At 54.3% G+C, this 13,883-nt stretch carries 12 protein-coding genes, 2 tRNA genes and 1 rRNA gene; 9 read left to right on the top strand and 6 right to left on the bottom strand.

The genetic code is table 11. The annotated features are described in order from the left end of the window. Positions 1-15: 15 nt before the first annotated feature. The 3 genes from FHR98_RS08150 to FHR98_RS08140 form a co-directional block, all read right to left on the bottom strand. Positions 16-780, bottom strand: coding sequence for an amino acid ABC transporter ATP-binding protein (locus tag FHR98_RS08150; protein ID WP_281369929.1), 765 nt, complete (start codon positions 778-780; stop codon positions 16-18). A 1-nt stretch (position 781) separates the two neighbouring features. Next, positions 782-1,510 carry an amino acid ABC transporter permease gene (locus FHR98_RS08145; protein ID WP_183416195.1) on the bottom strand — a complete coding sequence of 243 codons (729 nt, stop codon included), beginning with the start codon at positions 1,508-1,510 and terminating at the stop codon, positions 782-784. A gap of 65 nt (positions 1,511-1,575) precedes the next feature. Further along, positions 1,576-2,391: an ABC transporter substrate-binding protein gene (locus FHR98_RS08140; protein ID WP_246377637.1), complete on the bottom strand. Its 816-nt coding sequence runs from the start codon at positions 2,389-2,391 to the stop codon at positions 1,576-1,578. Positions 2,392-2,553: 162 nt separating this feature from the next. Here FHR98_RS08140 and FHR98_RS08135 point away from each other — a divergent pair, with 162 nt between their 5' ends. The 9 genes from FHR98_RS08135 to FHR98_RS08095 all read left to right on the top strand — a co-directional run bounded on the left by FHR98_RS08135 (position 2,554) and on the right by FHR98_RS08095 (position 13,094). Next, entirely contained in the window at positions 2,554-3,531 is a 978-nt protein-coding gene (locus FHR98_RS08135; protein ID WP_246377635.1) for a GntR family transcriptional regulator, read from the top strand. A gap of 35 nt (positions 3,532-3,566) precedes the next feature. Continuing rightward, entirely contained in the window at positions 3,567-4,358 is a 792-nt protein-coding gene (locus FHR98_RS08130; protein ID WP_183416194.1) for an SDR family oxidoreductase, read from the top strand. A 284-nt stretch (positions 4,359-4,642) separates the two neighbouring features. Then, positions 4,643-5,809 carry a tyrosine-type recombinase/integrase gene (locus FHR98_RS08125; RefSeq protein ID WP_183416193.1) on the top strand — a complete coding sequence of 389 codons (1,167 nt, stop codon included), beginning with the start codon at positions 4,643-4,645 and terminating at the stop codon, positions 5,807-5,809. A 137-nt stretch (positions 5,810-5,946) separates the two neighbouring features. Further along, positions 5,947-6,600, top strand: a complete 654-nt coding sequence (locus FHR98_RS08120; protein WP_183416192.1) for a hypothetical protein — start codon at positions 5,947-5,949, stop codon at positions 6,598-6,600. A 164-nt stretch (positions 6,601-6,764) separates the two neighbouring features. Further along, on the top strand, positions 6,765-7,097 hold the full coding sequence (locus tag FHR98_RS08115; protein ID WP_183416191.1) for a GIY-YIG nuclease family protein: 333 nt from the start codon (positions 6,765-6,767) through the stop codon (positions 7,095-7,097). A 197-nt stretch (positions 7,098-7,294) separates the two neighbouring features. Further along, a complete protein-coding gene (locus FHR98_RS08110) occupies positions 7,295-8,095 on the top strand; it encodes a hypothetical protein (RefSeq protein ID WP_183416190.1) in 801 nt (266 codons plus the stop codon). Positions 8,096-8,301: 206 nt separating this feature from the next. Next, positions 8,302-8,523: a helix-turn-helix domain-containing protein gene (locus FHR98_RS08105; RefSeq protein ID WP_183416189.1), complete on the top strand. Its 222-nt coding sequence runs from the start codon at positions 8,302-8,304 to the stop codon at positions 8,521-8,523. A 327-nt stretch (positions 8,524-8,850) separates the two neighbouring features. Further along, positions 8,851-9,996: a hypothetical protein gene (locus FHR98_RS08100; RefSeq protein WP_183416188.1), complete on the top strand. Its 1,146-nt coding sequence runs from the start codon at positions 8,851-8,853 to the stop codon at positions 9,994-9,996. 164 nt (positions 9,997-10,160) lie between these two features. Then, a complete protein-coding gene (locus tag FHR98_RS08095) occupies positions 10,161-13,094 on the top strand; it encodes a DEAD/DEAH box helicase (protein WP_183416187.1) in 2,934 nt (977 codons plus the stop codon). Positions 13,095-13,396: 302 nt separating this feature from the next. Here the strand turns inward: FHR98_RS08095 and FHR98_RS08090 are convergent. The 3 genes from FHR98_RS08090 to rrf form a co-directional block, all read right to left on the bottom strand. After that, a tRNA-Met gene (locus FHR98_RS08090) sits at positions 13,397-13,473 on the bottom strand. 13 nt (positions 13,474-13,486) lie between these two features. Beyond that, a tRNA-Met gene (locus FHR98_RS08085) sits at positions 13,487-13,606 on the bottom strand. A 180-nt stretch (positions 13,607-13,786) separates the two neighbouring features. Then, positions 13,787-13,883 (bottom strand): 5S ribosomal RNA (gene rrf, locus FHR98_RS08080); the annotation flags it as partial.

The raw sequence follows: 13,883 nt of genomic DNA, 5'->3' as shown, positions 1-13,883 counted from the left end.
TGATGGCGCGTGGACTTAGTGAAGAATTTGATCCAGGAACTGCTTAGTCCGGGCACTGACCTCGCCATCGAAAAACTGATCAGTTGCGCAGCTCTCAACGATAAGGCCCTTGTCCATGAAGACCATGTGATCTGCAGCGCGTCTGGCGAAGCTCATTTCATGTGTGACGACCACACTGGTCATACCGGCGTTACTCAACTCCAGCATCACATCCAGAACCTCGCGAATCATCTCCGGGTCCAGGGCCGAGGTCGGCTCGTCGTAAAGAATCGCTTTCGGATCCATCGCAAGTGCGCGCGCGATTGCCACGCGCTGCTGTTGCCCGCCCGAAAGTTGCTCGGGATAGGTGTCCGCCTTATCGGGTATCTTCACCTTCTCAAGCAACTCCAGGGCGCGGTCATGGGCTTCCAGACGTGGAACACCCTTCACCTTCATCGGCGCCAGCATGATGTTCTCCGCCGCGCTCAGGTGTTTGAATAGCTCGAAGTTTTGGAAGACCATCGCTATATCACGCCGGATGCGATGGGCTTGTTGCGTGAGATTAGCAATCTCCTGGCCATCAAAAGTAATGGAGCCTTGTTCGATGGTTTCCAGCAGGTTCATGCACCGCAGTAGGGTCGATTTTCCCGACCCGGACGGGCCGATCAGCACAACCGTCTTTCCGGTTTCGACTGTCATGTCGATATCCTGCAGGACCTTTAGCGAGCCAAAGGACTTATGAAGGCCCCTTACGCGGATCAACTCCTTGGGGCCTGCGCCCCCTTGCAATTCGGCGGTCATGTCAGGCTCCTGCGTTTGAGGTCATGCCAAGGAGGCGCTGCGTCCATGTTCGCGGCTTAGCCACCGCGCCCTGACGAGCACCGACCCACTGCTCAATTCTGGCCTGAATGAACATAAAGACCGTGGTCATTGTGAGGTAATAGATGCCGGCCGCTGTCAGCGCCTCGAGGTAGCGGAAATTTGCGCTCGCTGTCTGATTAGCCACCAGAAGCAGCTCTTCAACGGCGATAACCGAGACCAATGCCGAAAGTTTCAGCATTCCAAGGAATTGGTTGCCGGTGGGTGGAATCACCACGCGCAGCGCCTGTGGAATGACGACATAGCGCATTACCTGCCATTCCTTCATGCCAAGAGATTTGCCTGCGGTGCGTTGGCCGCGGCCAACCGATTGAATACCCGAACGATAGATCTCCGCCATGTAGGCACCTTCATTCAGGGCCAAAGCGATGACACCGCTCAAGAACCCTGAAAGAAGGATGCCAAACACTGGCAGCACATTGAAAATGAAGATGATCTGGAAAAGAACGGGCGTCCCTCGGAAAAGCCACAGATAAACCGTTACGAACCCATTGACGAAGGGCCAGTTAGTCTCCTGCAGCAAGGCGATGAACAGCCCGATGATCATGGCACAAGTCATGGACACGACCGTGATCACCAGGGTTAACCAGGCTGCATTCAGAAAAACAGGAGATATCAGGTACTCGATTATGAGTTCCGGTGAATCAAACATCTACCACCATCCATTTTGCCGGTGCTGTCGGAAACTCCCGTATTACCGGGTCCGTTCCAGGTGTGTTACTGGGACAAAAGTGCGACGGACTTGGGCAGGTTGTAACGCTCGATGAGAGCATCATAGCTGCCGTCGGCGACGAGGGCGGCCAAGGCCTCCTCGATGGCCCGCTTGCCATCCATGTCGTCCTTGCGCAACGCAATGCCGATCCTCGTGTTCGATTCAAAGGTTTCGCCCGCCAGTTCATAGATGCCGGGAAGCTCGCTAAGCTGCTTAACGGCACCTGGCGTCGAATTGTAGAAGATATCGGCGCGGTCGACTCGAACCGCCAAAGCAGAGTCCTGGGCTGTTGGGAAGGTCAAAACCGTAACTGTCGGCTTACCCTCGCCTTCACAGCGGGTGGCGTCCTCACGGGCATAGCTTTCCTGGATACCGCCCAGGGTCACGGCGATGGTGCGACCGCAGACATCAGCGCGGCTCTTGATGCCATGCGGATTTCCGGCCTTCACGATGATCTCGTTACCGATCTTGAGATATGGCACGAACTCAACCTGCTTGGCGCGCTCCTCGTTGATGTACATCGCCGAGTTGATGATATCGATACGCGTGCCCTGGAGCGCCGGGATCAGGCCCTTGAACTCCATGTTAAGTGGCGCTGTCTCAAGCCCCATCTTCTCGGCAAGCATTTCGCCAAGCTCGATATCGAACCCAACCAGTTTGCCGTTTTCCGTATACTCGAATGGCGCAAATGTCGCAGCCGTCCCATAAGTGAGTTTGCCAGGATTAATCAATTTCTTCGGCGCCATAACATCCTGCGCCATGGCACCGCCGGCGAACAGCACGGCGGCAAATCCCATCAAAGCCAATTTTTTTGTAAACATTCTACCCTCTCCCGTTCCATTGTTAGATCTGAGCAAACGCTGGGCTCTCCTATCTTTCCCCGCGTTGCGTTTTATGCTACGTTTTATACAATCTTGCTGTCAACACATTCGACATACGGTTTTTCGATCATCATGGCACCCCGATCTCAGAGACCAGAAAACATGAAGGAACCTGCGCAATCTTCGCGGAGCGTTGCCGCCCGGAAATCCAAGGCATCCGCCCAAGGGCAGCCGGAAAGCCGCCGCCAGATAGAGATGGCATTGCGCATCCTGGGCTATATCCGTCAGGAGGGTTTGAAGGTTGATAGCCACCTTGTTGAGCAGCAACTGGCGCAGCATTTTTCGGTTTCCAGAACACCGATCCGCAATGCCCTGATGCTGCTGGAACGCCGAGGCGCAGTAACATCAGTTCCAAATCTGGGTTTCTTCGTCGCCAAGTCAGTGGCCGATCTTTACGAAATCGAACTTGCCCTACCCCCTTCCAACGCGGAGCAACTTTATCTACGGATCGTCAATGATCGGATCTCCGGGCGGTTGCCCGACAGCATCACCCAGGTCGAGATGCTGCGGCTCTATGATGTTAATCGCGCTCTTTTGGGCCAGGTTCTCAGCCAGATGACGGACGAAGGCCTTGTGGTCCGCAATCCGGGGCAGGGTTGGACCTTCCTGCCCACGCTGGACAGCCAGCAGGCACGGCGGGCCAGCTATGAGTTTCGCCGTATTCTGGAGCCGGAAGGCATCCTGCTGCCGAACTTCACCATCGACCCCATCGCCCTGACGCGTCTGCGACGCGACCACGAAGCTCTGATCGAGCAGGAAGGCCGGCGCTGGGTCAGCAGCGAGGAAATCTACCGCGTCGACACCAGCTTTCACGAAACCATCGCCGGCTTCACCGGCAATCCGATGTTCCTGCAGGCCATCCAGCAGCAAAACCGCTTGCGGCGCATGTTGGAGTATCGCGGTTACGACAACCGTCGCCGCATTACCGATTGGTCGCGCGAGCATCTGGCTATTATCGTGGCGCTGGAACAAGGTGACCGCGTAAAGGCCTCACAATTGATGCACGAGCATCTTGATCACGCACGCATCACCGCGACGCGAATTGCGGCATCCGACCGCAAGCCACCTGACGGAGAGTAAACCGTCACAACACCCAACCGTTTGGAGGAAATACATTGGATCTTGGATTGAAGGGAAAGCGCGCGCTCGTCTTGGCGTCGAGTCGCGGCCTCGGCCTCGGAATTGCCGAAGCGCTTTGCGCGGAAGGCTCGAAGGTTGTCATCTGCGGGCGCTCCCAGGACAAGCTCGACGCTGCCGCACGGCGGCTCAACGACGCTTATGAGGGCACCGCCTACCCTGTGGTCATCGACCTTTCGGCGGACAATAGCGCCGAGGAGCTTTACCGCGCAGCAAAGGAGGCGCTGGGGGGCTCGATTGATATCGTGGTGAATAACACCGGCGGTCCGCCGCCGGGCAGCATTGCCGCCGTACCCGCCGAGGTCTGGCGCCAGCAGTTCGACAGCATGGTCGGTCGTGTGTTCGACCTGACGGCACTGGTCCTGCCCGACATGCGCGCGCAAGGCTGGGGCCGCATCCTCAACACCGCCTCCTCCGGCGTCCGCCAGCCGATCCCCAACCTGGGGATTTCCAACGCCCTCCGTGCCTCGATTGTCGGCTGGGCGAAGACTCTTTCAGCGGAGGTCGCAGGCGATGGCGTGACCGTCAACACCATCCTGCCAGGCCGTATCCATACCGAGCGGGTCGACGAACTCGACGCCGCCGCCGCCGCCCGAACCGGCAAGACGGTGGAAGAGGTCGCCACGGCCTCCCGCAACGCCATCCCCGCTGGTCGCTATGGCCGCGTCGAGGAGTTTGCAGCCGTCGCCGCCTTCCTGGTCAGCGAGAAAGCCAGTTATGTGACCGGGTCACTTATCGCTGTCGACGGTGGCAGCATCAAAGGCATCTGACGCCCTCTCTCGCAGCCGATCGACGACGAAAAAAAGCCCCCGGGGTTCTTCCCGGGGGCTTTTGTATTTGGTTGCGGGGGTAGGATTTGAACCTACGACCTTCAGGTTATGAGATAGCTTCTGGGGCTTATCACCGAGAACGCTGTAAGGCGCTGATATGTTCTAACATGCTCATATTATTTGATGATTCTGATACTCTACTCCGCTCACCTATCATCATTGGGCCTTGCATTTCGCCGTCTGTTGCTTCCAATATGCTTCCAGAATCGAATCTAGGAAGCAATATGCCGAAGCTCACTAAGCGTACCGTCGATGCCCTCCAGGTCAAAGATAAAGACTACTTCTTATGGGATAGCGAACTGCCGGGCTTTGGCGTTCGGGTGATGCCCTCGGGCCGTAAAGGCTACCTCATACAATACCGTGACGATGGACGGCGGACCCGACGCAAGGGACTTGGCAAGCATGGCGTGGTGACGGCTGACGAGGCCAGGACAGAAGCGCGGCTGCAATTGGCTGCTATCTCGCAAGGCAGTAACCCGGCTGAAGAAAAACGCCGTAGAGCAATGGCCTCCACTGTCGATACCTTGTGCGAGCTCTTCATGCGCGATCACGTAACCCACCGCTGCAAGCCGAGCACGCAGAAGGAATACCGGCGCAACATTGATCTTTTCATCATTCCTGCCCTGGGACGTTGCAAAGTCGAGGACGTAACCAGGGCTCAGGTCGCAGCCCTCCATGCCCGCTACCACGATAAACCCTATCAGGCTAACCGGACCCTGGGCGTGCTCTCCATCATGTTCAATCTAGCCGAGGTATGGGGCTTGCGCCCGGATGGCTCCAACCCCTGCCGCCATGTTCGCAAGTACGCTGAGAAGAAACGCGAGCGTTTCCTGAACAGCAATGAGCTAGAGCGCCTGGGTGCAACACTCACCGAACTGGAAGCGAGCGGCGAGGAATCACAAGCGGCGATCGATGCTATCCGGCTCTTGATCCTCACCGGTTGCCGCCTGGGTGAGATACAAACCCTCAAATGGGAGTACATACAGGGCGACTCTATCTGGCTCCCAGATTCAAAGACCGGAGCCAAGCGGGTCTATCTTGGCGGAGCCGCCCTGGAAGTCCTGGGGGCCATCAAGCGCCTGCCCGATAATCCCTATGTCATTGCCGGAACTAAACCCGGCGCGCACCTAACCGACATGCAAAAGCCCTGGCGACGCATCAGAGCTAAAGCGGGCCTACCGGACCTCCGTATCCATGATCTGCGACACTCGTTCGCATCAAGCGCCGTTGGCATGGGCGAAAGCCTGCCAATGATCGGGAAGCTCCTAGGCCACTCTCAAGTCCAGACCACGGCCCGCTATGCGCACCTAGCAGATGATCCTATGAAGGCGGCCGCGGATCGTGTATCAGCCAAGATATCAATATCAATGACACCACGACGGCATCGGTAAACGCCCTCTACATCACCACCTGCGGCGCCCTAACTTGCGGCCACCAACAAGAATTGGACAAATTCGCAAGTTCATACTCTACTTATAGTAATCGCAACCCATTGATAGCAGTTGACTAGGCTGCGGAGGTAAATGTCATGTGGATGTGGCTAAGAATCCTGTCCTGCATCGCAGTTTGCTTGACCGCCGTGGCTGCGTTCGCGGTTGCGGGGTACTATTACGGTCGCGACAGCGCTTCATCAGAAACAAAACAGCTGGAGCGAGAGCTTGATGTTCTTAAAGCAGCAGTCAATACAGAAGGGCTAATTTCGTTCCTGTCTGACCTAAAAACCTACAATGAGACGCTGTTTCAGTTCGGATCTCTTGCAGATCAGATATCTCAACTGGAAAAAGAGAATAGCAAACTAGAAGAAGAAATAAAAAAATTAAATTACAACGTAACTAACTCTCAGTTAAAAATAAAAATTACATTGGAAGAAAATACTGCCCTGAGAAATGATATTAAACTACTAAAAGAAAAGCTTTTGATAAAATATACACCAGATAAAATCGTTAAGATTGACGCTGGGAACTCATACACTTTTATGGATGGATTATTGACAGTTGGCGTTCTTAATGTTTTTAATGGCTGGGCAAATTTAAAAGTAAAAAATGAAGATGTTACTCTGGACGTAGGAGAACAATTTCCCTTTAAAGAGAATAATCTTAAATGTGTTATTACATTATCTAGTGTAAATGCAGAGTATAAAAATCAAAATGTTGAAATATTTTTATTGTGTAAACAAGAATAGCAATTTTATACTTATCTTCTACTAGCGTATAAAAATTTATTATTTAAGCTCACCGACCACGAATGCTATTTGGGACGGCTCCCCTCGTTGCCTCTCTCAGCTTGGAATGGGAAGCATCAGGAGCCGTCAGGCTTGGGCAAGATGGCCGGCTCGTTTTCCTAACCATGCCGATCGAGCTAGGCATCTATCGCTTTTGCATCACTCACGAAGGCACAGAGGCACGCTACATTGGGGAAGCGGCGAGCCTGCGATCGCGCTTCCATGGCTATCGCACGCCTGGAAAGTCACAAGTCACCTCTCTGCGCATCAACAAGTTTCTCACTGAACAGCTGCACGCCGGCGCCCAGGTGGCGGTCTTTGTTGCCACCTCAAAGGTTAGCATAACGGCCGAAGGCCAAAAGGGAGTCGTGGACCTCTCTGATAAGGCAACGCGCCGCATGTTTGAGCACTTCGCGCAAGTCTTGGAGCAGGATGCAGCGATCGATAGCCTCAATTGATAATACCGCTTGCTCTGGTTGAGCTCTCGCCGAACCCAATGCGGTGCTTAGCTCATCCGTGTCATAGCGCCGTTTTGTCACCATCTATAATAGCGAAAACCTGCCATGCGACTCCCAGGGGGTCACAAGTAACTCTCGGGCTATTAGGCTCGCTCTACGCTGACGGGCACGGACGATTCGCGAGCGAGGTATAATAGGTGGGACGGCAACTGGACCTGGCACAAAACTACCTTCTGTTAGAGGCTTTTGACCTGCTCGGGCGGCACCTCTACGGCGATGACTGGACGGGCTTGGAAGCCTGGGCGCGGCCGCAACGCTCTACTCGGGAGATACGCCAAGAGCGTGAGGCGCTCTTGGCAGAGATTGAGAAAAGCACGATCGCCCTGGACGCCCTCACCCGCCGCTATAATGCCGTCCTCGACCACGACGAGCAGCGCGCCCTTGATGCGGAGATCACCGCCACGCGCCAAGCGCTCAATGAGACGCGCAATCGTCTGCGTGACCTACCGAGCCTAACCGGTAGCCATATCCGCGACAGTGCCGCCTATGAGCGCCGCGCGGTGGCAGAAGGTCTCATCAAAGGTGCATTGGATAAGGGCGAGCTCACAGCAATCTATGGCCCTAATCAGCCTTTCGCCTGGCAAGACTGGAAGAACCAACCCTGGTTCCGGCTCGACATAGCGCTATCCCTTGCCACGGTCTCACCAGAGCTCAGCAACCTGCGGCGGGCGCCGGTCTTCCTGCCACGAGCAACTTTCCAGACCTGGCTTGACGGCATCGAGCCCAAGACGCTGGAGCGCCTAGAAGAGATGACACCTGAGATGCGCTGCCGGGCTTACCTGAAAGAAGAGGTTTCCAAGGGCAAAACCAAAAGCCGGGACGACTACCAGGAAGAAGCCCTATCCCTGATCGAGGGACTTTCCATCCGGCTTTTCCGCCAGCTCTGGACCGAGATCGTACCGGACAGCTGGAAACAGGGCGGCCGCCGCAAGAAGTAGCGCGCCTCAAAACCGTCACACCCATCGCAGCAATGCGTTACGGTTCTGACGCCAACCTTCTAACCTGTTGTTTTTCCTTGCATTAAACCGTAACGCCGAGCGCCGATTTTGCGTGCCGATTATTCTTTTCTGTGCAGGCTATTAAGCCCTCATTCCTGCCGTCACCTTGTTGTCATCAATCACTCCAAAGCAACAAGGATACAAAAATGACCATAGAACAGCACGACCCGGATTATCTCGACCGCCTGATGACTGAGAGCGAGGCGGCAGACTTCCTCTCTTACACAACCCGCGCCTTGCAGAATTGGCGCGTACGCGGTGGCGGGCCGAAGTTCATTCGGATTTCCAGCCGCTCCATTCGCTATCGCCGGCGTGACCTCATCACCTGGGCCGATGAGCGCAGCCGTCTCTCGACCTCTGATGTGTGAGCGCCCCGACAGCTTTTGCCCTGGCAGGGCTGGCCGCGCTGCCAGGGATTTTGGGGGTGGGAGAACGGATCGGGAAGAAAAAGCTTGCAGCTTGCTCCAACCGTTCCAAACTCACTCAAAAGCGAGGGCGGGGATGTACCCGCCCTCGTCCTTTCCTACCCACCCCTAAAACATAATGCGGCCCCGGCCCGCTAGGGCCGGAATAAAGCGCCCGCAAGGGCGCGTCTCTTACCAAAAAGCTAGACCAGCACGACAGGCGAAGCCTGTAAGGAGGGGTCCTTGTAACACCCCTCCCTTCAATTACTCCAACGTAGTGGAGCGTACGAAATGTATCATCTTCTCTATGCCGGGTTTGACAGCCTCGATGTGGCCTTTGCCGGAGCCCTGCCGATAGAAGCCCTGGAAGAACTGGAGCAAGCCCGCCTGAAAGCCCAGGAGAGCCAAGAAGACAGCTTGCTAAGGCTTGGCCCCGGTAAGCTCGACATGCATGTAAAGGGCTATGGCTCCAAGGGTGGCTATGCCTATGTGATGGACACTGGCCCCACTGGTATCATCTGGAAGGTGAAGAAGAACAACGATATCCAGCAGTGGAACCTTTTTGCCTCTCCCCGCGCAACGTTGCTCCTCAGTCATGGTTATCAAGGCACCCGCGATAAGCTCTATGCTGAGCTAGAAGCGATGGGCGCGAAGGTCACGAATCACAGCATCAACCGTGTCGATTTCGCCATGGACTTCCGCACCAAAGGCTTTGAACTGCATCAAGATCAGTTTGTCGCCCATTCTCACACCAAGGTCTCGCCCCATTGGGGAGAAAAGCAAGACCACAAAGATCGCTCGCAACCGAGCGCTGTCCTACGCGGCCGCCGTCTGGAATCCATGACCGTTGGCAAACAGCCAGGCCGTCAAATTATCGTCTATGACAAGCGGCGCGAAGCCACCGAGAAGCAAAAGCACTTCTGGTTTAAAGCTTGGGGCGAAGACCGCCACAACCCGGACTTGGAAGTTTGGCGTGTCGAGGCGCGCGCCGGTAAGAAAGAGCTCAAAGACAAGTACCAGATACGCACCTTCCATGACTTCGAGACGGCCATAGGCGATGTAATCGTCAACGCGCTGGATGAGGTGCGCTATCTGGATGATTGGCAATCAGACAGCAATGTGACGCGGCAAGCCCTACACCCACTCTGGACCGCAGCCCAGGAGGTCGCCAATCGTAATCTACTGGCTTTGCGCGCCGGTCTCACGCCAGGGCAGATAAAGAAGGTTGAACGGGCAGCAGCTCAGGAAACCTATCTGGCTCTTTGCATAGGAAACGCTATCGGCCTTGGGGTCTCTAAAGGCTTGAGCGACAATGAAATACAGACTCAGCTGCCAATACTTCTAAGAGAATCTATTGCACGCCACTTTCGAGCGAAGGGCGAGGAGCTCCGAGCCGCCATCAAGCGCACTCGTGATCGCTTGGTGTTTTTAGAGTGACGAACGCTAAGCCATAGCAACCTGTCCGAGTTGAAGCTCTACCCCTACATTGGCTCCTCAGCTCTTGAACAGTCATACCCTCTTAAGTATTTTTTCATCTCTTGTTACTTTCTCATAACTAGTGAATTTCACTGGATCGCCAGCATTTGGGAGAAAAAGGAGTAATGACTAATTATTTTTTGGACCACTCCGTAGACTTGCCGTTGCGTCGGTTGACGGCTCCAAATACTGGATTTCGACCGGGGCAACTTGGTGCCCTTCATTCGGTTGTTTCCCACTTCTCTGTCTATGATGAACCCGCCATTGTGTCCCTCCCAACTGGTTATGGAAAAACAGCTGTCATCATGGCTCTGCCATTTGTACTCGGAGCGCGTCAGCTTCTGGTCGTCGAACCGTCCGATGTGTTGCGTCGTCAGACGGCCGCACATTTCACCACTCTTTCCACACTGCGCAAACTTAGGATCATCAATGACGCTTTCCCAAACCCGGCAGTATTAGGCCAGAAAGGGCGACCTACCACGGCGGCCGAGTGGAAGCGACTTGAGTCCAAAGATGTCGTTGTTTCGACGCCAGCTAGCACGTCGCCGGTGAACGAGCCACGTAGCACAAACAATCTTTTCGACCTGATAGTCTTCGACGAGGCGCACCACGCTCCTGCCAATACATGGGCTGCATACATCGATCATTATCGGGACGCACGTTTCGTATTTGTTACAGCGACACCCTTCCGCCGTGACAAGAAAACGATTCCCGGCCGGCTCGCTTATTCCTACCCGGTATCGCGAGCATCACGGGAAAAAGCTTTCGGCCGCGTAAGTTTCCGACCAGCAATTGTAGAAAACGATCAAGACGAGGATGGAGTTGACAGGGCAATTGCGCGTGCTGCCATACAACAACTTCGTGACGATCGCCAAGCGAGCTACGACCATCGCCTTTTTGCACGTGCATCCTCAATCAAGTCAGCTCGAAAATTGGTCGATATTTATACAGAAGAAGGCGCTAAAGTTGCGGCAATCGACAGCCAGACTGCAAAACGTCGCCAGGATCAAATCGAAGCTGACCTTCTCGCAGGCGATCTGGATGGCATTGTTTGTGTCGATATGTTTGGCGAAGGCTATGACTTCCCAAAATTAAAGATTGCAGCGCTCCACTCGCCACATCGTTCTCTCGTTCCGACACTGCAATTTATTGGTAGATTTGCCAGGACAACCGATGTTGCAACGGGTGACGCAACACTAATTGCGCCAACAAGTAGGTTGCGAGATGCAACATCCAAGCTTTTCGAAGATGGTGTCGATATAGCGACGCTCATCGATGATGCCGCCCAGCAAAAGATTGCCGAAGGTGCGATAGATCGTAAGATTTTGGAAGTCCTGAAAACCAAAATTCAGGCAGAGTCGGACTACGATGCGGTGTCTCCTCTGTCGCTAAAGCTTTATGCCCATACTCGGATATTTGAGTGCGCTACTCCCCCGAACTTTAACCAGTTTAGCGCTATCATTGGCCGCAAGCTCAAACTGGCGAAACAGTGGATTTCCGATGATGGACTAATCTCCCTTCTTCTCACAGTAGATCACGAACCGCCAAATTGGGCGACATCTGACGTTCTGGTCAACGTTCGTCATGATGCATTCTTGCTCGCTTTCAACGCGACAACCCAGCTCTGCTTTATCGGGTCAACGCGGAGGACCGACCGCCTTTACATCGATTTGATGCAAACAGTATGCAAAAACCAGCATCGGCCGATTAGCTTCGAGACCACTCGGCGTGCGGTTGCTGGTTTAGGCGATCTCAGATTCTACAATGTGGGGCTCAAGAACACTGCCTTAAACGCTCAGGCTGAATCCTATCGCGTTCTCACTGGACCGCGTGCAGAGCGTGCGGTCACCGAAGGTGACAGTCGGGCATTTGTTCAAGGCCATTTTTTTGGAAGCGGGTTGGATGAAGGCGACCGAGAGACAATTGGTGCAAGCAGCAGTTCCCGCGTCTGGAGCAATAAGCGGCTAACTGTGTCTGAATATTTGGATTGGATTACTAAAATCAACGGGCGGCTTAACAGCACGGTCGGAATTTCGGCTTCTCAACTTGATCTCGTTCAGCACTCTCGTTCATTGAAAGCGATTCCACCTGCCATCATCGGCGGGAGTTGGCATAAGACAGCCTATCGACATGCACTGCGTGTCAGATATCGGCGAGCCGGGCAGTCTGAATGGAGGTTCACGCAAATTACCGATCTCGAGCTAGGAGCATTTGCGACTGCCGGACAAGAGTTGTCTTTTAACATCGAAAACGATGATGACAGCCTGCCCTTCATATTCTCACTTGGTGGTGGCCCGCTTTTTCGTTCTGCTGAACCGAGCTGGGAAAGCGAAGTGATGACCCATCAAGACGATTGGGATGACTTGGCGATCTGGCTCTCGGTTCACCCACCAGTATTTTATGCTTCAGACAAATCGTCGTTCCAGGGAATCAATTTGTTCCCTCCGCCGCTGATCGTTGCTTCGACACTGGCAGATGAGAATGTGGAGACCGCAGACTGGAATGGTTGTGCCATCACCGTTGAGTTTGAAACTAAAAATGCTAATGGCCGCCCAACCGTTCACGAGTTCCTTGCCAATCGCCTTCGGGATCAACCCAACACCGAAGCGCTGATTTATGATCATCGGAGCGGGGAAGCAGCAGACTTTATAGCTATAACTCTAGAAGCTGATAATCGCGTAGTTGTATCTCTCTATCATTGCAAGGGTGCAGGCGGTTTGCCGAGCGGTGGGCGAGTAAACGATGTCTATGAAGTTACATGCCAACTACTCAAGTCTGTAGTTTATTGCGACGCTGCAATCCTTGCAGACCACATTGAACATCGGATTAATCCAAAGCGGCACAAAAAGCCTTCGACCTTCATAGTCGGCGATCTTGATAGAGCAAAATCGCTATTACTCAATACTCCGGCAAACCAGCTCGTATTTTCAGTGTTTGGTGTGCAACCTGGCATTTCTAAGGCTGCAATCAATGACCACCTGGCTGATCTCATGGCATTTAGTCTCGACTATGTACTGCGCGGTGGCGCGGCCACTGGCAAGTGGCTGATCAGCGAATAATCGGAAAGTTACAACCAGGCTATTTGCCTTGCCGCTATCCCCCTCTAGCTCCTAGTAGGACCATGCTTTGGCCTCATTGCTAGCTCAAGTGTCTCTGATGCCTTACCACACAACAACTTCGATCGCCGAAATTCTGCAGCGGATCATTTCCGGACAGCGTAACACTAACCCATGCCCGCTTTGACGCACTGGTGGGTATTGTCTAGCTCCGCTCCTGTTTATTTTCCTCCCCGCCTGCTTCCAGTATGCTTCCGGACATGCAAAGAGGGCTTAGCCTTGTTTGGCTAAGCCCTTGATATAATTGGTTGCGGGGGTAGGATTTGAACCTACGACCTTCAGGTTATGAGCCTGACGAGCTACCGGGCTGCTCCACCCCGCGTTAATGCTTTGGTCCGGCCGTTGGGCCGGAGGATTTGAACTCTTCGGCGAGGCGAGACTTCCACTGGAAGTCTCTTGGTCGCCTCAGCCTATCAGGTTATGAGCCTGACGAGCTACCGGGCTGCTCCACCCCGCGTTAATGCTTTGGTCCGGCCGTTGGGCCGGAGGCTTTGAACTCTTCGGCGAGGCGAGAGAGCTCCGGAGCTTTCTTCGCTTGGCTCAGCCCGCGTCAGAGGTTTAAAGGGTTTGCTTGTTTATTGTGCTGTCTTTGTGGCGGTTGTGTTGTTGTTTTGCTTTGAGCCTGTTCTTGGAAGGCTTGGCGGCGACCGACTCTCCCACGCCTTAAGACGCAGTACCATTGGCGCTGAAGGGTTTCACGTCCGAGTTCGGGATGGGATCGGGTGTTTCACC

This window comes from Limibacillus halophilus (genome assembly GCF_014191775.1).
Lineage (GTDB): Bacteria > Pseudomonadota > Alphaproteobacteria > Kiloniellales > CECT-8803 > Limibacillus > Limibacillus halophilus.
This window is presented reverse-complemented; position numbering and strand designations above follow the sequence as displayed.